At 27.7% G+C, this 19086-nt stretch carries 21 protein-coding genes; 3 read left to right on the forward strand and 18 right to left on the reverse strand.

What is annotated here, in order from left to right; genetic code table 11:
* The coding region (locus Q1J48_RS04490) for a GMP synthase (glutamine-hydrolyzing) (protein WP_300361576.1) at positions 1 to 126 on the forward strand (126 nt) is incomplete at its 5' end.
* Positions 127 to 223: 97 nt separating this feature from the next.
* Here Q1J48_RS04490 and Q1J48_RS04495 read toward each other — a convergent pair.
* The 11 genes from Q1J48_RS04495 to Q1J48_RS04545 form a co-directional block, all read right to left on the reverse strand.
* Positions 224 to 1534: a PD-(D/E)XK nuclease domain-containing protein gene (locus tag Q1J48_RS04495; RefSeq protein ID WP_300361524.1), complete on the reverse strand. Its 1311-nt coding sequence runs from the start codon at positions 1532 to 1534 to the stop codon at positions 224 to 226.
* Positions 1519 to 1854, reverse strand: coding sequence for an AAA family ATPase (locus Q1J48_RS04500; RefSeq protein WP_300361527.1), 336 nt, complete (start codon positions 1852 to 1854; stop codon positions 1519 to 1521). Before Q1J48_RS04500 ends, Q1J48_RS04495 begins: the two co-directional genes overlap by 16 nt.
* 104 nt (positions 1855 to 1958) lie before the next feature.
* Positions 1959 to 3020, reverse strand: a complete 1062-nt coding sequence (gene corA, locus Q1J48_RS04505) for a magnesium/cobalt transporter CorA (protein WP_300361529.1) — start codon at positions 3018 to 3020, stop codon at positions 1959 to 1961.
* Positions 3021 to 3166: 146 nt separating this feature from the next.
* Positions 3167 to 3427 carry a hypothetical protein gene (locus tag Q1J48_RS04510; protein ID WP_367181834.1) on the reverse strand — a complete coding sequence of 87 codons (261 nt, stop codon included), beginning with the start codon at positions 3425 to 3427 and terminating at the stop codon, positions 3167 to 3169.
* A 9-nt stretch (positions 3428 to 3436) separates the two neighbouring features.
* Positions 3437 to 3877, reverse strand: coding sequence for a hypothetical protein (locus Q1J48_RS04515; RefSeq protein ID WP_300331770.1), 441 nt, complete (start codon positions 3875 to 3877; stop codon positions 3437 to 3439).
* A gap of 13 nt (positions 3878 to 3890) precedes the next feature.
* Positions 3891 to 4499 carry an L-threonylcarbamoyladenylate synthase gene (locus Q1J48_RS04520; protein WP_300331766.1) on the reverse strand — a complete coding sequence of 203 codons (609 nt, stop codon included), beginning with the start codon at positions 4497 to 4499 and terminating at the stop codon, positions 3891 to 3893.
* Between the two features lie 129 nt (positions 4500 to 4628).
* Positions 4629 to 5606 (reverse strand): ribose-phosphate diphosphokinase, encoded by a 978-nt coding sequence (locus Q1J48_RS04525; protein ID WP_300331763.1) that lies wholly within the window; start codon positions 5604 to 5606, stop codon positions 4629 to 4631.
* Positions 5607 to 5610: 4 nt separating this feature from the next.
* Positions 5611 to 6957, reverse strand: coding sequence for a bifunctional UDP-N-acetylglucosamine diphosphorylase/glucosamine-1-phosphate N-acetyltransferase GlmU (glmU, locus tag Q1J48_RS04530; RefSeq protein WP_300331760.1), 1347 nt, complete (start codon positions 6955 to 6957; stop codon positions 5611 to 5613).
* A gap of 81 nt (positions 6958 to 7038) precedes the next feature.
* The gene (locus Q1J48_RS04535; RefSeq protein WP_300331758.1) at positions 7039 to 7587 is read right to left on the reverse strand and encodes a J domain-containing protein; all 549 of its coding nucleotides are present in this window, start codon (positions 7585 to 7587) and stop codon (positions 7039 to 7041) included.
* 170 nt (positions 7588 to 7757) lie between these two features.
* On the reverse strand, positions 7758 to 8027 hold the full coding sequence (locus tag Q1J48_RS04540) for an acylphosphatase (protein WP_300331755.1): 270 nt from the start codon (positions 8025 to 8027) through the stop codon (positions 7758 to 7760).
* Between the two features lie 9 nt (positions 8028 to 8036).
* Complete coding sequence (locus Q1J48_RS04545) at positions 8037 to 8951, reverse strand: Ppx/GppA phosphatase family protein (protein ID WP_300361532.1); 915 nt, start codon at positions 8949 to 8951, stop codon at positions 8037 to 8039.
* Positions 8952 to 9080: 129 nt separating this feature from the next.
* Between Q1J48_RS04545 and htpX the strand changes: the two genes are divergently transcribed.
* Positions 9081 to 9914 (forward strand): zinc metalloprotease HtpX, encoded by an 834-nt coding sequence (gene htpX / locus Q1J48_RS04550; RefSeq protein ID WP_300361535.1) that lies wholly within the window; start codon positions 9081 to 9083, stop codon positions 9912 to 9914.
* A 27-nt stretch (positions 9915 to 9941) separates the two neighbouring features.
* Here the strand turns inward: htpX and yqeC are convergent, their stop codons facing one another.
* Positions 9942 to 10613, reverse strand: coding sequence for a selenium cofactor biosynthesis protein YqeC (yqeC, locus tag Q1J48_RS04555; RefSeq protein ID WP_300361538.1), 672 nt, complete (start codon positions 10611 to 10613; stop codon positions 9942 to 9944).
* Between the two features lie 69 nt (positions 10614 to 10682).
* On the opposite strand from yqeC, the gene Q1J48_RS04560 reads away from it, so the two are divergent.
* Positions 10683 to 11225 (forward strand): DJ-1/PfpI family protein, encoded by a 543-nt coding sequence (locus Q1J48_RS04560; protein ID WP_300361541.1) that lies wholly within the window; start codon positions 10683 to 10685, stop codon positions 11223 to 11225.
* A 13-nt stretch (positions 11226 to 11238) separates the two neighbouring features.
* Here Q1J48_RS04560 and nadD read toward each other — a convergent pair whose 3' ends face one another.
* The 6 genes from nadD to hslU all read right to left on the reverse strand — a co-directional run bounded on the left by nadD (position 11239) and on the right by hslU (position 19056).
* Positions 11239 to 11817 (reverse strand): nicotinate (nicotinamide) nucleotide adenylyltransferase, encoded by a 579-nt coding sequence (gene nadD, locus Q1J48_RS04565; protein ID WP_300361543.1) that lies wholly within the window; start codon positions 11815 to 11817, stop codon positions 11239 to 11241.
* A complete protein-coding gene (locus Q1J48_RS04570; protein WP_300327806.1) occupies positions 11814 to 12266 on the reverse strand; it encodes a PTS sugar transporter subunit IIA in 453 nt (150 codons plus the stop codon). Before Q1J48_RS04570 ends, nadD begins: the two co-directional genes overlap by 4 nt.
* Positions 12267 to 12277: 11 nt before the next feature.
* Positions 12278 to 13111 carry a hypothetical protein gene (locus Q1J48_RS04575; RefSeq protein ID WP_300361545.1) on the reverse strand — a complete coding sequence of 278 codons (834 nt, stop codon included), beginning with the start codon at positions 13109 to 13111 and terminating at the stop codon, positions 12278 to 12280.
* On the reverse strand, positions 13104 to 14120 hold the full coding sequence (gene lpxK / locus Q1J48_RS04580; RefSeq protein ID WP_300327802.1) for a tetraacyldisaccharide 4'-kinase: 1017 nt from the start codon (positions 14118 to 14120) through the stop codon (positions 13104 to 13106). The genes Q1J48_RS04575 and lpxK overlap by 8 nt, the downstream gene beginning before the upstream one ends.
* A 98-nt stretch (positions 14121 to 14218) precedes the next feature.
* Entirely contained in the window at positions 14219 to 17734 is a 3516-nt protein-coding gene (smc, locus tag Q1J48_RS04585) for a chromosome segregation protein SMC (RefSeq protein WP_300361548.1), read from the reverse strand.
* A 17-nt stretch (positions 17735 to 17751) separates the two neighbouring features.
* The gene (gene hslU / locus Q1J48_RS04590; protein ID WP_300327798.1) at positions 17752 to 19056 is read right to left on the reverse strand and encodes an ATP-dependent protease ATPase subunit HslU; all 1305 of its coding nucleotides are present in this window, start codon (positions 19054 to 19056) and stop codon (positions 17752 to 17754) included.
* Between the last annotated feature and the right edge of the window lie 30 nt (positions 19057 to 19086).

A 19086-nucleotide genomic window follows, 5' to 3' on the forward strand; every position in this document is an offset into this window, starting at 1 on the left:
TGGTCAAAATTACCTTATGAGTTCTTAGAAGTAGTTTCTAATAGAATTATCAACGAAGTTAAAGGAATCAATAGATTAACTTATGATATTTCTTCTAAACCACCTGCAACTATCGAGTGGGAATAATTTTATAATAAATCAATATTATTTTAAAGGGGAGAAAAATTTCTACTCTTTAAATTTCTAAAAAAAAGGAAGAAAATTCTTCCTTTTTTTCATTTATTTAATAATATGCCACTGCTTTCTTTCCATCAAAAACTAAACCTATTTTTATAATATTTTCTACCCCATCATTTATAAGCAAGGTATCATATTTCTTTTCTTCTATCTGTTCGAAAGCTCTTTCAGCTTCTTTTTCTAAATCTTTTGTCTTAGCTCTTTTTAATTCAAAAATATATCCAGTCTTATTTTTATTTTTAGGTTTTAATATTATATCAGCTCTACCATATCCAGTTTCCACATTAGGTATCATTTTATAGTAATCATCTAAAGCATATAAAAAACCTGCCAATAAAGTCTGATATGGATTTTCATATTTTTTGCTTGAATCATAAAAACTCATAGCATTAAGTACAACATTTTCTAAAATTCTTACAACAGTTCTTATATTTCCATTATCCAAAGCACCCTTCATATTTGCTATATTATTTTTTTCTTTAAATACTATTTCTGCAAAAAGATTTTTAAAAAATGATTGTATCTCCCTATTTGGAATTTTTACTATATACTCTTCATTACTTATTTTTTCTTTTATTGTCAAGTATCCAGAAAAAAGCATTAGTTCCCATAAATTATCTGACTCTAAATTATTTCCTAAAGCTACACTTTCATTGATATATATATTTTTTTCTTTTCCTTTTACTAAGTCATCCAGCTCTTCAAAGACACTTCCTTCTGAACATAATAATAAATTTTTTATTAAAATATTTCCTGAAGTATTAACCCAATATGGTTTTAATTCTTTGTTATCAATATAGTTTAATATACTCCACGGATTATAAACTTCAGCATTTCCAAATTTATAACCATCATACCAATTTTTTACCTCATCTATCTTATATTCAATATTATATTCTTTTAAAGAAATTTCAACTTCTGACTCTGTTAAACCAAAATATTCATCATATGCTTTATTTAATATGGTATTCACTTTTAAATTATTAAGATCTGAAAAAATTCCTGCCTGTGCAACCCTTATTGCTCCAGTAAGAACTCCCATTTTAAGATTTGAATTAGTTTTTAAAACATTGCCGTATAAAGTTTTAAAAAAATCTACTGCTTCTTTATAATACCTGTGTCCATAGGCATATGTTAAAGGAGCATCGTACTCATCTATTAAAATAATTACCTGTTGTTTGTAATAATTAGACAGTATATCACATAAAATTTTTAATCCTTTTTTGACTTCCTCTGTCGAAAGTTTTTCAGTTGCATACTTCATAAAAGTTAATTTATCAAATTCATCTAAATTTTTAAAAATATCTCTATACTCTTTAAATAAACTTTCTAATAGTAATCTTACAGATCTATACAATTTTCAATACTAGAAGACTGTATCCCTTTCATAGAGATAAAAATTACTGGATACTTTCCTTGTTCTATAAAGATAGGGGATTTTTTTATATATAGTTTGTCAAATAATTCCTTATTATTTTTAGACTCCCTTATATCAAAAAAATATTTTAGCATAGACATATTCAAAGTTTTTCCAAATCTTCTTGGACGGGTAAATAGCTTAACCTTTGCTCCGTCATTTATAATCTCTTCTATAAATTTAGTTTTATCTATATATAAATAATTTTCATTTACTAAATCTTTAAAATTTTCTATCCCAATAGGAATTTTTTTTTGCATAGTCTACACCCCCACTTTATTTTTTATATATTATACCATAAATATAAAGTTATGAAAAATATCTCTAATTAATTTTCTAATCTCAAAAAAGAATATAATTTATTTTACAACCATTTTTTCTTTTTAAAAATTAAAAACATCATAATAACAAGAGCTCCCATTATCCCCAAAAGAATAAAGTAACCATATTTCCAATTAAGCTCAGGAATATATTTAAAGTTCATTCCATATAGCCCAGCTAAAAAGCTAAGAGGCATAAATATAGTTGAGATTATAGCTAAAACCTTCATCACCTTATTCATATCATTACTCAATATAGAATAATAAAGATTAAAAAGTTCCGATGTTCTAGAAGTCATATTTTCTAACATATCACAGACTGTTATACTATGATCGTGTAAATCTGAAAAATATATTTTATTCTCCTCTCCAAAATATGATAATATGCTTTCACTTTGAATTTTTGTACTTATCTCTCTCACAGGATAAATCTCTTTTTTCAAAAAAGCAATATCTGATTTTAATTTTAAAATTTTTTCAGCTAACTTATCTGAAAAATCATTTAAAATTTTTCTTTCTAAATTATCAACTTTTTCTTCCATATAATCTAAAGCTACAAAATAATTATCAACCAAAATATCTATGATAGAATAAGCAACATACCCTATTCCTCTTTTAAATACTTCCGAATTTATTTTTTCTATCCTTTTCTTTAATACATCTAAAATTTCACTCTCCCTCTCTTTAAAAGTTAGAAGATAATTTTCTCCTAGAATAAGAGAGATTTGTTCATACTCAATATTTTTACTTTTAGAATTAAAATCAGCTATCTTTAAAACTATAAATATATAATCTTCCCACTCCTCTATTTTTGTCCTTTGACTTGCATTGGTTAAATCCTCTAAAACAAGGGGATTTATATTTAAAGTTTTTCCTATCTTTGCAATCGTTTCAGAGTCATCAATATTATTTAAATTCAACCAATTTAAACTTTCTTTATTTTTTAAAAAAGACAGATCATCCCCTCTTCCAACTATCTCTCTAGCAGTATTTTCCCCATCATATGTATAAAGTTCCATCTCTGTTTTTAAATTTTCATTTTCACTATCTAAAATTGTTCCTGGAGGAAGGCCTAATTTTTTTCTATTATAAATTTCTCTTTTCATATAATAACTCCTTTTTCGAATTAGATTATCTATCCTCTTCGACTTTATTTCTGTGAAAATTGTTTTTTTCTAATTTTTTATTAAGATTAAATTTTTATTTTTCAAAAAATAAAAAAACTCGAGAAACTAATCCCGAGTTTAATTTATTATTCTTTTACTAATTTACCTTGTTTTATCATAGTGATAACAAACTGGTGTGCATCCACTATTGCATTAGTATAAGCAAATTTTGTTTCCCCTTCAAAAAGTCCATTCATAAGAACTTTTTGTTGCTCCTCTTCATTTCTTTCTAATGTATCTAAGTCAATCTCTCCAGCTTTGTACTCAGCTACTAATGAGTCATACATTTTATCAAATGTTTCTTGATATACTAATTCAGATATATCAAATAAATCCATATTTTCCATTATTTCCTCCTATTTCAATTGTGCCAAAATATCTTTATATTGAGCCTTCATCATTTTAAGAGTTGCTTTTTTAAGGAATTGATACCATTTTAATTGCATAGCTTCCATTCCTTTTAAGTTATCCATTAGCATTCTCTTTAAGAAATCAAACTCCTCATAACTTACATTTAATTCTTTTAGCTCTTTGTTTTCACAAGAAACTTTTATATAATCTAAAAATGATAAAACACCTTTCATTTGAGGTACATCTTTATATGTTTTTTCAAATTCTTTTTTTATGTCAACCATAAATCTTGCTAAAAATTTCTTATGATTTTTTTCAAGTTTTATAGAATACTTTCTTTTTCCTTTACCTATTTTTTGTAAAATACCCATCATTCCCATCATAGAAGACATTGTATTTATTTCCATAGGATTAATTTTTTCTGGGTTAACTCTTTGACCTTTCATTTTTACCTCCGCTTTATATTTTCCCTATTATATTTTCTATTTCTTTTTTTGAGATACTTCCCTCTCTTAAAATTTTAATTTCAGATTTACTCATATCAATTATTGTTGATGCTGTCCCTATTGGACATTTTCCCCCATCCACAATAATATCCACTCTCTCTTTAAATATTGGAGAAAGTTCATTGAAAGATGATGGCGTTGCCTCTCCAGAAATATTTGCACTGGTAGTGGCTAAAATCCCCCCAGCACTCTCTATTATCTCTAAAGCTTTTTTTAAATTTGGCATTCTGACTCCAACAGTATCACCATTTGATACCATTATAGCAGGAACCTTATCTTTTTTCTTTAAGATAATAGTTAATCCACCTGGCCAAAATTTGTCGATTAATTTTTCTATCTTCTCTCTGTTTTCATCATTTATTATTGCTATTTCATCAACTTTTTCAAGACTACTTACAAGAGCTATCAAAGGAGAAGAAAAACTTCTAGTTTTAGCTTCATATATTCTTTTTAGAGTGTCCTCTTTTAATACTCCTCCAACTCCATAAACCGTATCCGTTGGATAAATTATTATTTCTCCTTTTTTCAATCTTTCACTAATGTTTTCTAATGATATTTCCATAGTTTTATTTCCTTTGTTCAGATAAAAGATTTATTATGTAAACTAAACTTCTGCAATATATTCTATCATAAAAATAAAAAAAAAGCTAGTGATAGACTAGCTTTTTTTCTTTTATCATTGTTAAATTGATTATTTTTCTTCTAAAGTGTCAATGCTTTCAAATAATTCAGAAACAGACTCATGATTTACTATTCTTTCAATTGCTTTCGCAAATAATACATCAACAGATAATACTTTTATCTTATCTATTTTTTTCTCGTCAGCAAGTTTGATTGTGTCAGTTATTACAACTTCTTTAACTGGACAGTTTTCTAATCTTTCTACTGCTGGACCTGATAAGATTCCGTGGCTACAACAGATATAAGCTTCTTTAGCTCCTCTTTTGATTATAGCTTCTACACCGTTTGTTATTGTTCCAGCTGTATCGATCATATCGTCTATGAAAATAGCTATTTTACCTTCAACATCTCCGATAAGGTTCATAACTTCTGATAAGTTTGGTTTTGGTCTTCTTTTGTCAATGATAGCTATTTTACAGTCTAACCATTCAGCTAATTTTCTAGCTCTTTTTACTCCACCGATGTCTGGAGAAACTACTACTACGTCGTCACCTTTAAATCCTTTACTTAAGAAGTATTTAGCAAGTAATGGTAATGCTTGTAAGTGGTCTACTGGTATATCGTAGAATCCTTGAATTTGATCTGCGTGTAAGTCCATAGTGATTATTCTGTTAGCTCCAGCAGTTGTTAATAAGTTAGCAACTAATTTAGCTGTGATTGGTTCTCTAGGGCTTGATTTTCTTTCTTGTCTAGCATATCCGTAGTAAGGCATTAATACGTTTATTGATTTAGCTGATGCTCTTTTTAAAGCGTCAATAAAAATTAAAAGTTCCATTAGGTTTTCATTAACTGGTCCTGAAGTAGGTTGGATAACAAATATATCTCTTCCTCTTACTGTTTCGTCAACTCTAACATAGATTTCTCCGTCTTTAAATCTTACGATTTGAACGTCTCCTAAGCTACAGTTTAATCTCTTAGCTATTTTCTCAGCTAATTCAACATTTGATGTTCCTGAAAAGATTTTTACTTCTTTCATATCAATTTGCATTTGTCTATTTCCTCCATTTAAGTTTTATTATTTGCTTATTTCTTTCTACTGCTAGAGCATCCTCTGGCACATCTTTAGTTATAACTGATCCTGCTCCTGTTAAAGCATTATCTCCTATATTAACTGGTGCAACCAACATTGTACTACTTCCTATAAATACTTTCTCTCCAATATGAGTATCAAATTTATTGACACCATCATAGTTACAAGTTATTGTTCCCGCTCCTATATTTGTATCTTTTCCAACAGTAGCATTACCAAGATAAGTTAGATGTCCTGCCTTTACCCCTGGCTCTAATGTAGATTTTTTAACCTCAACAAAGTTTCCTATATGAACTTTTTCTTTTAAATGAGCTTTTGGTCTAAGATGTGCAAATGGTCCCATTGTTACCTTATCTTCTAATATACTTTCTTCAATAACTGAAGATTCTACCCTTATATCATTTTTTAATATACTATCAATTATTCTTGTATTTCCTATTATTTCACAGTTTTCTCCAATTACTGTATTTCCTTGTAAAACAACCCCTGGATATATAACTGTATCCTTACCAATTTTTACTGTTTCTTCTATATAAGTAGTAGCTGGATCTATAAGGATTACTCCCTCTTCCATCAACTCTTTATTTTTTCTTTCTCTTAATACTCTAGATGCTTGAGCAAGTTCCACTTTAGAATTAACTCCTAAAATTTCCTCACTATTTTCTAGTACAAAACTTGATACTTTTTTTCCTTCTTTAACTTGAATTCCAATTATATCAGTTAAGTAATACTCACCTTTTTCATTGTTATTGTCTATTTTATCTAAAGCCTTAAATAATTCTTTAGCATTGCAACAATATACTCCAGCATTTACTTCTTTTATTTTCTTTATCTCATCACTTGCTTCTTTTTCTTCAACTATTCCTATTACATTTCCATTTTCTTTTACTATTCTTCCATAACCAAATGGATTTTCATATACAGCAGTAAGAACTGTTGTAGTACAATTATTATTTTTATGATAGTTGTACATATTTTCTAATGTACTACTTTTTAAAAGAGGTGTATCACCACAAAGGATCATTACATCTCCTTCATAATCTTTTAATTTTTCTTTTGCTTGCATTATTGCATGTCCAGTTCCTAATTGTTCTTCTTGAACAACATATGAAACCTCACCTATCTTTTTAAGAATCTCCTCTTTCTTATGTCCTAAGATTAAAATATTCTCTTCTATATTTATTTTCTCTAATTCTTTGATTATTTTTTGAACCATTGGTATTCCATTTACTGTATGAATTACTTTTGGTAATTCTGATTTCATTCTAGTTCCTTTTCCAGCAGCTAGTATCAACGCTTTTAATTGCATACGATCCCTCTCTTTAAAAAAATATTCTACTAAATTATACCATATAAACAAAATTATGCAACATAAATTCTAAAAAATTTATTATTTGGTTAACTTTTCATACGCTTCATTGATCTCTTTAAATTTTTTCTCATGATAATCTCTTTCTGCTTGAGTTGCATTAGCATATTTATCAGGGTGATGTTCTTTAGCTTTCGCTCTAAATGCTTTTTTTATTTCTTCTTGAGTTGCTCCCTGTTGAATTCCTAACACACTATAATATTTTGTTTTATCTTCGAAATAGTTATTATAATTATTATAGTTTGAACCATTGTTTCCATAGTTTCCACCATAGTAATATCCACTATTCTGTTGATTTGCTCTTTTAAAGAACTCCTCAAAATCTTCTGCATTTGATGTAGATCTATAATAATATGTCTTTGTTCTATTTGTGTTGCTCTTTCCTGTAAGCATATTCCAAATTATATATATAAGTATAAATGGGAAAAATACAACTATCATATAACCAAAAAAGACAATCAATACTGCCAATACCAACAATGCAGGAATAAAACTAATAGCTCTTTGTGGCCCTAAAACTCCTGCCAATATAAAAAATAAAATTAACACTATTATTAACGCAATTTCCATTTTTTCTCCTTATTAAAAAAATTTCTATTATTTAGACTATTATTTTTCCAATATTTTCCCAAAATTCCAATTTTTTTAAAACTATTAATTAATTTCTATTTTTTAATATTCTATTTACAAAGTTAAATTTTGTCAAACACAGACTAATAGAAATTATATCATTTAGTTTACTAATATTCAATATTAAATTTAAAAAATTCTTCTTTTTCAACTACATTTTTTCTAATATTTTCAACTTTACTCAGAGGACTACCCATTTTTAAATATTTTTCACCAATAAATATCTTTTCTTCATCTCCTTGTAAAAATATCTCTACATCTCCATTGTCTAAATTTTTAATTTTTCCATTTAATCCCAGCTTACTCAATCTATATCCCACATAAAATCTGTAACCAACCTTTTGAACTCTTCCCTCTACTATATAATGAAAAGTTTTCATCTTTCACCTCTATTTTAGATTTATCATAGCTCCTTCAAGTCCATCACATTCAGATACAACTATTCTGTCAAGATTTAACATCTCCATCACTTCTAAAATTATTGTAGTCCCCGCTATTATATTTTCTCCTCTCTCTGGCTGTAAACCTATCATCTTCATTCTTTCCTCTAGGTTTAAACTTAAATATTTTTTCATATTTTCTTCCAGCATCTCTTTTGTCAAAGTAAATAAATGAACTTTATCAGAGTCATACTCCTTCATTTTTTCATAAACACTAACATTTGTAGTTACAGTTCCTGCTACTCCAACAAATACAAAATCTCTCCCTCTAAACTTCTCTATCTCTCCTATTCTCTCTATAACAGACTCTCTACACTCCTCTAACTTTCTATAATCATCATTTAAAAAGAATTTTTTTGTTTCTCTCACAGCTCCAACTTTAAAACTTTTTACATATTCTATTTTATTTCCATTTCCATAAATAAACTCTGTACTTCCTCCACCTATATCCATAAGAAGTATATCATCTTTAAATTCTGTACTTGTACCTGCAAAAGTCATCTCTCCCTCTTGTGATCCAGATATAACTCTTACCTCAACCTCTGTTGTATCTAAAATTTCTTTTATAATCTCCTCTTTATTTTTAGATTCTCTTATTGCTGAAGTGGCAAACCCTATTATTTTTTCACACTTTAATTCATCACTTATATTTTTAAAATATTTTATAATAGATATTAATTTATCTATCCCCTCTTTTGCAATACTTGTATCACTCTGAATAAAGTTTCCTAGTTTTGTTATTCTAGTTTCCTTATAAATTTTTTTTAATATTTCAATTTTATTATTTTTTTCTTCAACCTCTGCTAAAAACAATCTACAAGAATTTGTTCCTATATCAATTATCCCTTTTATATATTTTTTCATTTTTTCTCCTATTTTTTCAACTATTTCAATACTTTCTACATCTAATACGACAGTTACTCGTCGTAATTGTATATCATTATTATAACAAAAAATGAAAAAAATGTTTATAAAAAATTTTTAGGAGGAAAAATGAAAAACTTTAAAACTTTTATCTTAATGGGAGTTATGACATTTTTAATGCTCTTCATTGGAAATTTAATAGGGGGAAGACAAGGAGTTTATTTTGCTTTTATCTTTGCTGGAATCACTAATTTTATATCGTATTGGTATAGTGATAAAATTGTTCTTTCTATGTATGGAGCAAGAGCTGTAAAAGAAAATACAAATCTTTATAAATTGGTTGAAAGATTAGTTAGAAAAGCTGATTTGCCTATGCCTAAGGTATATATAATAGATTCACCACAACCAAATGCTTTTGCCACTGGAAGAAATCCTAAACACGCTGCTGTGGCTGTCACTACTGGAATTTTAGAAATTCTTGATGACAACGAGCTTTCTGGAGTAATTGGGCACGAATTAGGACACGTTAATAATATGGATATTTTAATCGGAACTGTTGCTGCCACTTTTGCTGGAGCTATATCTTTTCTAGCTAGTATTGCTAAGTGGGGAGCTATCTTTGGTTCTAGTAGAGATGATGAGGATAGAAATCCTTTAGCTCTTATCTTAGTTTCTATCTTTGCTCCAATAGCTGCTATGTTAGTTCAAATGGCTATATCTCGTACTAGAGAATATAAAGCTGATGAGTTTGGTGCAAAACTTAGTGGAGATCCTCTTTATCTTGCAAATGCTCTAAAAAAATTGGAGCTTGGAGTTAGAAGAAATCCTATGGATGCTAATCCTGCCACAGAAAATATGTTTATTGTTAGCCCTCTAGCTGGTGATAAAATGGCAAATCTTTTTAGTACCCATCCATCTACACAAGATAGAATAGAGAGATTATATGAAATGGCTAGAAAATAAAAAAAGTCCTCTTTTATAGAGGATTTTTTAATATACAATTTTTATATTTTCTTTTGCTAATCTGTCTCTTATTTTTTCTACAATCTCTTTTCTTTCAACTGTATTCACTTCATTGAAAAAAATATATTTTTCACTATTTAAACTATTATGAAAAAATTTTCCTTTTAAAATAAATTTAATTAAAAAATTTAAGTCCAATTTTTTTTCTAAATACTCAGAATAATTTCTTTTAAATATTTCAAATCTATGTATATTCTCTTCATTTATCTTAAGATCTAAAATATTAAGATTAATAACTCCTATAACTTTTGTAGAACTTGGAAATATACAAGGCTCCGTTTCATTCCAATCCTTCAATATTTTTTCTTTTGCTCCATCTCCCTCTACAAGAATATAATCAAATTTTTCTTTTAACCTTTCTACCTCTTGATAATCAACACCTATTATCTTATTTCCTAAAATACTTTTCCCTATAACAAAAATATTTTTATTATCTCCGAAAATTTTTATCCTCTCCTCTATGATTTCTAAACTTTCAAACTTTTCTTTTGGAGGAATATAAATTTTTGTAGTTGTCGTTATAAGAACCTTTCCCTTTTTTGAAAGCTCTTCACTTAAAAGATAGATAAGAGAAGTTTTTCCTCCAGCCCCTGTAACTGTTATTATATCCCCTTTTTTTATATTAAATTTCTCAAACATTTTTTCTCCCTCTCTAAACAATTTTTATTTTTTTTACATCAAAATGAAAAAATAATTTTAGGTGATTTTATGGCAAAAATTTATGTATTACTAGCTGAAGGTTTTGAACTTATGGAAACAACAGTTCCAATAGATATTTTAAAAAGAGCTGGCATTAAGGTAACAACCCTTTCTTTAAATAAAACTCCCTCTGTCAATTCAGCTCAAAATATCCCTATCATAGCTGATGAGATTTTTAAAGATTATAAAGATGCTGATGGTATTTTTCTAGCTGGAGGGTATAGTAACTATGAAAATTTATTTAGAAGTGATGAGGCATTTAGAATGATAGATTTTTATTTAAAAAATAATAAATTTATCTTTGCAATTTCTGGAGCCCCTTACTCCTTAGCTAAACACAATCTAATTAACAATAGAACTATCTCTGTCCATAAAACTTATGAGGAAAAAGCAAAAGAATTTTGTAATATTTCCTCTCTTCCAATAACTTTGGATAAAAATTTAATAACTTGTAAAAGTACAGGTTTTGTTCAAGATCTAGCTTTTGAAATAGTAAAAATCCTTGCTCCTGATAAACTTGAAAAAGTCAAAAAAGGTTTGGGTATCTTATAAGAAAAGGTGATCCTTAAGAATCACCTTTTTTATATATCCCATTTTCTTTTATAAATTTTATAAGTTTTGGATCTAGTATATCACTACAATCTTCATCTTTTTTTAATTTTTGTTTTATTTCAGTAGAGGAGATATCGTAATAATCATTTTCAAATTCAATTATCTTATCTGATTTAATTTCACTTACATATCCCTTTCTTCTTAGAATAACAACTGTGGAATTTTCAAGAATTTCTTTATAATTTTTCCATTTTGTAAAATAAGCTGCTGAGTCCCCACCGATTATTTCAAAATATTCATTCTCTCTTCCGTAGATCTCCATAAGATTATCCAAAGTCTTATAAGTATAAGAAATTTCATCTTTTTCTATCTCAATCTTAGAGATCTCTACCTTTTCTATATCTCCAAATACAAGATTGCACATCTCATATCTTAAAATATTGTCAGACAGATTATTTTTTCCGTGAGAGGCTCTTCCAACTGGTATAATCAAAAGTTTATCCAATTTAAGATTTTCTATTGCATATTGAGCTACATTTTTATGTCCAAAATGTGGAGGATCAAAACTTCCACCATAAATACCTATTCTCAATTTTCTATCTCCATTATATTTTTTATTAGTTCCTCTTCATTTCTTGAAGTTTTTATATTATCTCTAATATCCTTTTCTCTGAAAATTCTAGCAATGCTAGACATAAGTTTTAAATATTCCTGCCCCTTTTCTTTTGGTCCACCTACTAAGACAACTACTTTTATAAGTTCTCCATCAATAGCCCCAAAATCAACAGCATTTTCTAAAACAGCAATACTTACAACTAGGTCTTTCACCCCATCACATCTAGTGTGAGGCATAGCTATTCCCATTCCTATCCCTGTACTACCTATATTTTCTCTTTCCATTATATTTTTAAAAAATATATCCTTATCTTCTACTAAATCTGTATTTTCACTAATTAAATTTACTATTTTTTCTAGTATTTCCTCTTTTGTGTTTTTTCCTTTGATAAATTTTATTAATTTTTCATTAGTATATTTAACCATTTTTTCCCCTCTTATTTACTAAGATTTTCAAAAATAACTTCCTTAATATCTATTAATTTTTCTACATTTTCTAATTTTTCTACTCTATCCATTTTTTCTTTTAAAATACTTATATATTTTTTATCATTAATATACTCATATTTTTCTAATAGATTTAAATATCCTAAAACTTTTAATCCCTCAACATTTCTATATTTTTCTATGTTATTATTAAATCTCTCTCTTAAAGATTCCTTTGTTAAATTTTCATCTACATACACATTTTCATACTCATATAAATCAAATCTTAATTTTGTTATATAAGAGATTACAAAATAAAATACCTCTAAAGAATATCCAAATTTTTCAAAAAATTCTCTCATTGAATGGATATAAAGAGATTTTTCAGATTTTATATTGTCCATTAAAACTATTTCAGATATAAATTTAAAAAATTCTTCCTCATCTCTCTTATAAAGTTCATATAAATATTTAATTCCATACTCTAATTTACCATTTACAACCAATTTTATTATATTTTTTTTCATTGAAACTGTATCAATATTTTGTATTCTACTAAGTGAATTATCTTTTAAACTATCTTGCTCAGAAAAGTCCATTTGACTTTGAAAATATCTTAAAAACTTTTCATCATTTTCATAAAGAGCTGAAAATAAAACATAATTTCCCTCTTTTCTTTTTATTCTTCCCAATTCATCTATTGTAAAAAAAGCCTTTTTATTTGTAGTATGAATTAATTTTCTTAAAAAACTCCCCCTAGATTTTTCACTTGCCTCATAGATTTTTTCTATTTCAAGAAATAACTCCTCACATTTAAAATCTTTTAGGTTTGATATATTACTCATTCATTTCTCCTCTCAAACACTCTAAAGTATTGTCCTCTAGTATATCAAATTCTATTTTTAAAACAAATAGTTTATTTATTTTCATATCTTTTGGTAGTTTTACCATATCTTTTTCTGTTGTGATTATATATTCGGCCTTCATATCCTCAGCACGCTTTTGTATAAGATCCAAATCTTTTTGTGTAAAACTGTGGTGATCTAAAAAATCAACCCTCTCTATGTAAGCTGGATCCAATGAAATAACTGTCTTTTCAAAGTTCAATGGATTTGCAAGTCCTGAAAACAGTAGAACTCTTTTTCCCTTTACCCAGAAAAGCGGTTTCATATTTCCTTCCATATCATACAAAGCCTTTATCCCGTGAACTGCAACTGACACAGGTTTTTTATATCTATCTTTTAAAAATCTTTTAAGCTGTCTTAAATCTCTCTGAGGTATAAGATCCGATTTTGTAATTATAAATTCTGACGCTCTCTTTGCTCCTGTATCAAACTTTTCTCTAAGAGTTCCTTTTGGAAGTAAAGCTCTCCAACCAAATGGATTCGTTGCATCAATAAGAACTATATCCCAATTTCTAAAAAACTTTCTATGTTGAAATCCATCATCTAAAAGAATTGTATCAGCATTAAAAACTTTCTTAGCAAGTTTAGCAGCCTCATATCTACTTCTACCAACTATTACAGGAACTTTTAAATTTAAAGCGTGGCTATAAGGCTCATCTCCACTTTCCTTAGTACTCACCAATATTTTTTCTCCATCAGAAACAACCAAAGGATCAACTTTTCTCTTTCCTCTATATCCTCTTGAAACTACTACAACATTTCTTCCTTGATCGTGTAACTTTTTTGCAAAATATTGTACAGCTGGAGTTTTTCCTGTTCCTCCAACTGTTATATTTCCTATACAGATCACAAAAAGATCATCTATTCTATTTATTTTTAAAATTTTCTTATCATAGAGCCAGTTTCTCAAACTAGTAATAAGATAATATATATATGATAATAATTTCATTTTTCCCTCTTCAAACTGTTTATTTTTATACTTTCTATATTTTACCCTTAATTTACATAAAAATCAAAGAAAAATTTATTTATTACAAAATATTTTTTCTAAAGTTTTACAGGGACTATCTTAGATATTCCTATTTTTTTATTCATAGTAACTCCAAATATACTATCAGAGGATCTCATTGTCTCCTTATTATGTGTTATTAAAATGAATTGCGATTTATCTGTAAATTCTTTTAATTTTCCAATAAGTTTTTTTGTGTTCTTTTCATCAAGAGCCGCCTCAATCTCATCAAGGAAAGTAAAAGGACTTGGTTTATACATAAATATAGCCATTATAAATGCTATTGCCACCATTGATTTTTCTCCACCTGAAAGAAGTGTCAATGATTGTCTTTTTTTATTTTTAAATTTAACAAAGATTTCAACTCCACAGTTTTCAAAATCCTCTTCATTTGATATAGTCAAACTTCCCTCTGAGTTGTCAATAGTTTCCATACACATCTGATTAAAATTATTATTTATACTATTGTATGCATCATAAAATCTCTGTCTTATAGAGTTTCCAATGTCCTCTATTATTTCAAGCAATGAATTTCTACTTGCCTCTAAATCATCTTTTTGGGATTTTATAAAATTATATCTTTGATCCAGTTCTTTAAACTCCTCAACTGCCAATAGGTTTACATTTTCAAAATCTTTTAATTTATTAGTCAGATATTTTACCCTTTCTAAAGAAGATTTATAAATATTTTCCTCAATAGGTTTCATATTTATGTTTTCCATCTCGCCTATTTTCTCTTGTAAATTATTTATTTTTTCTTGATAATCTAAAGACTTTGCTTTTTCTCCAGATATTTTTTCTTCTTCCTTATATTTTTTTGTTTCAATATCTTTTATTATCCCTATCAATTCCTTCTCTTTTATTTGAAGAAGTTGCTCTTTCTCGTCAGCTACACTTAACTCTTTATTCTCTTTTTCAAATTGTAACTCTTTTTCCTCTTTGCTCTTCTCAATATCCAAAAGATTTCTCTTAATATCTTCCATCTCTTTTTTCAGATTTTCAAGTCTTTGATCAGCAGTTAATCTTTCCTTTTGAAGTTCATCTTTTTCTATTTTATTTTTTTCTATATCATTTTTTATTTGCACAGTTCTGTCTTTAGTGTTTAAGAATTTTATCTTTATATCTGAATAATCAGCTTTTATCTTACTGATATTCTCCCCTAAACTATTAAGTACCTCTGTATTCTTTTCTATAAACTCTCTTATCTCTTTTGTATTTTTTTCCAAGCTCTGTTTATTTTCATTTGATTCTTTTATTCTTTTGTTGTACTCCTCTAGATAGATCTCTTCCTCTTCCTTTTCACTAAAGGCTACTTTTTTCTCTTTTTCAAATCTTTGTTCTCTACTTTTTAAATTTTCAAACTCTTCAGTATAATTTTTAATATTTTTTCTAATTGTACTGTTTTCACTATCTAAACTTTGAGTTTTTTCCTCTAATTTATATAGTTTTTCATTATTTTCTTCTAAATATTTTTTTATCTTCTCTATTCTAATTTGATTTTCAGATATTATAGTTTCAAGTCTTCTAAGCTCTTTTCTTCTTTCAAACATCTGAGAGATAGCAGAGTTTTTATTTTCTCCCCCTGTTATTCTTCCAGATCCACTTATAAGCTCTCCTGAAAGGCTTACTATATTTCCAGAAAAAATATTTTTCTTTGAAATTGAAATAGCTGTATCAATATTTTCTACTATCAATAGGTTTCCTAAAACCATATCAATAATTTTTTGATATTTTTTATCAAATTCAACAAGCTCAGAACCTCTACCAACTACCCCCTGAATATTTGGTATATCTTTTTTAGTAAAAGTTTTAATAGTATCCAAAGCTAAGAAAGAGGCCTTTCCAACCTTTCTTTCCTTTAAGATCTCAATACATCTTTTAGCCACTCCACTATTTTCAACAACTATATCCTGAAGATTTCCAGCTATTGATGCCTCAATAGCCTTTTCAAATTTTTCAGGTATATTTATAATAGATATTAAAGCTCCCTCTACACCTTTCATTCCAAGATTTAATATCTCTTTTACACCCTTATAAAATCCTTCATTATGCTCTTCAAATCTCTGAATAGTGTTATATTTACTTTGAGCCTTCTCAACCTCAATTTCACTTTTTCTAAATTCATCGTTTGCTCTATTTATCTTTATACTGATTTCACTTATATTTTTTTCACATTCACTTTGAGACTTTTCATTTTCTTTTAATCTATTTTCAGAGTTAATCTTATTTTTTTCAGCCTCTTCAAATAACTTTTTATTTTCTAAAAGTTTTTTCTCTATCTCTTCAAGTTCTTGATTAAGAGTTTTTATCTTAGACATACTACCTTTTATTCTTTTTTCAGAACTTTCAATCTCATTATCATATTGAAGTTTAGTAACCTCAAAATCTAGTATCTGTCTTTTCTTAACTTCTAACTCTCTCTCTAGTTCTGTTTTTTTAGTTTCTAACTGATTAACCTCTTTCTCTAAAGTTTTTACTTTTTCCTCACTTGTTTCTAAGAAAGAGATTAACTTTTTATTTTCCTCTAAAAATCTTTCATACTCCTCTTTATTTTTTTGGATCTTTTCATTGAAAGTTTTTAATCTCTCTTCTCTCTCTTTTTCTTCTCTTTGATACCCTTTTTCTCTTTCAAGGAGTTTAGCTTTTTCCTTTTCAAAATTATTGATAATATTTTTTAGATCTTCATTTTTATTTATCAACTCTTGAATAGTATTTTTTACCTCTTCTATACCTTGTCTTACTTGAGAGATCTCTTTTTCCTTATTCTCTTTTTCTTTTAAAATCTCCTCTAAATTTTTTATAATCTCAATCTGTCTTAGATTTGATTTTTCTAAAAATTCTCTATTCTGTCCAAGTTCAAAAGTGATAACCCCTTTATTTAAAGAGTCTCTTTCCTCTTTCAAATTTAAAAATTCCAAAGCTTTTTCAGCTTGTTTTTTTATTTTTATCCTTTGTTCCCCTGTTTCTGTTAGGATAAGATCTATTTTTTCAACCTCATTGACTACATTGGCTAATTTTTTTTCAGATTCTATCTTTCTTATCTGATATTTTTTTACACCAGCAGCCTCTTCGATAATCTCCTTAACCTCTTTTTTAGAGGAAGATATTATTCTCTCAACCTTCCCCTGTCCTATAACAGAGTAAGCAGATTTTCCAATACCCGTATCCATAAACATATCACTAATATCTTTAAGTCTAGCTCTTTTATCATTTATAAGATATTCATTATCCCCTGAACTATAAATCTTTCTAGTGATTTTTAAAGTCTGTTCATCTGTTGGAAAATACCCATCTTTATTATCTATAAAAAGAGAAACCTCAGCACTTCCAGCACCTTTTTTAGACTCTCCACCAGAAAATATTATATCCTTACTCTCTTTTGCTCTAATATTTTTATATGATTGTTCTCCTAGCACCCAAAGGATAGAATCTAGTATATTAGATTTTCCAGATCCATTTGGTCCCACTATTGATGTTATCCCACCATTAAAATCTATTTTTATTCTTTCGCCAAAAGATTTAAATCCGTATATCTCTACTCCCTTTAAATGCATCTTCTCTCCTTAATCTTCTACAATATATATTTATCTAAATTTTCTTCTTCTTTATCTTCTTTTATAAATTTTTCAACCATTTTTTTATCAATAGTTATTTTCTTCATTTTTTCATATGGAGCCTCAAACATTATATCTCTAAGTACCATCTCAATTACTCCTGCAAGTCTTCTAGCTCCTATATTCTCAACATTACAGTTCTGTTCATAAGCATACTCTGCTATTCTTTCAATGGCAACCTTTGAAAAATTAATCTCAACATTGTCCACTAATAAAAGATTTTTATATTGATCTATTAGATTATAATCTACCTCTGTAAGAATTTTTACAAAGTCCTCTTTTGTAAGATCATTCATCTCTACTACAATAGGAAATCTTCCCTGTAATTCTGGCATAAGATCTGAAAAACTAGACTCACTAAATGCTCCTGCTGCTATAAATAAAATATGTTCTGTCTTAACTGGTCCATATTTAGTTATAACTGTTGTTCCTTCTACTATCGGTAAAATATCTCTTTGAACCCCTTGCCTTGATACTTCCCCTCTTCCTTCACTATTAGTTGCTGCTATCTTATCTATCTCGTCTATAAAAATTATTCCATTGTCCTCTACTCTTCTTACTGCCTCTAATCCTATGGATTCCATATCTAAATTATCATCTATCTCTTTATTTATTATAATTTCAATAGCATCTTTTACTTTTGTCTTAGACTTTTTCGCCTTTTTATTATCACCTAAATTCATAACATTTTGAAGAACATTTTCAATATCATTTTTTTCAGAATATCCCATTATCTCTATTATAGGTCCTCTTGTTTCATATTGACTTTTATCCATCTCAACATATTCTTCATCATATTTTCCTGATTTTATATCATCCATAAGATTATTTTTAAATTCATCATTTAAACTATCTAATTCATTTATTAATTTAGCAACTTTTTCCACAGCATCTTCATAGTATTTTTCTCTTAATTTTTCTGTTTCTTCAGCTCTAACTCTTTTCACAGTAAGAGAAACTATATCTTTTATAATACTCTCAACATCTTTTCCAACATATCCAACCTCAGTATATTTTGTAGCCTCAACTTTTAGAAAAGGTGAATTTGTTATTTTTGCAAGTCTTCTTGCAAGTTCTGTTTTTCCCACTCCTGTTGAACCCATAAGGATTACATTTTTAGGAGTTATTTCTTTTCTCATAACCTCATCTTTTATATTTTGTCTTCTATATCTATTTCTCAAAGATATTGCTAGATTTTTTTTAGCCTCATCTTGAGAAACTATATATTTATCCAATTCTTTTACAATCTCTTTTGGAATCATCTTCTCTCCTTTATACATAAAAAAAGCTAA

The organism is Fusobacterium sp., assembly GCF_029258315.1.
Taxonomy (GTDB): domain Bacteria; phylum Fusobacteriota; class Fusobacteriia; order Fusobacteriales; family Fusobacteriaceae; genus Fusobacterium_B.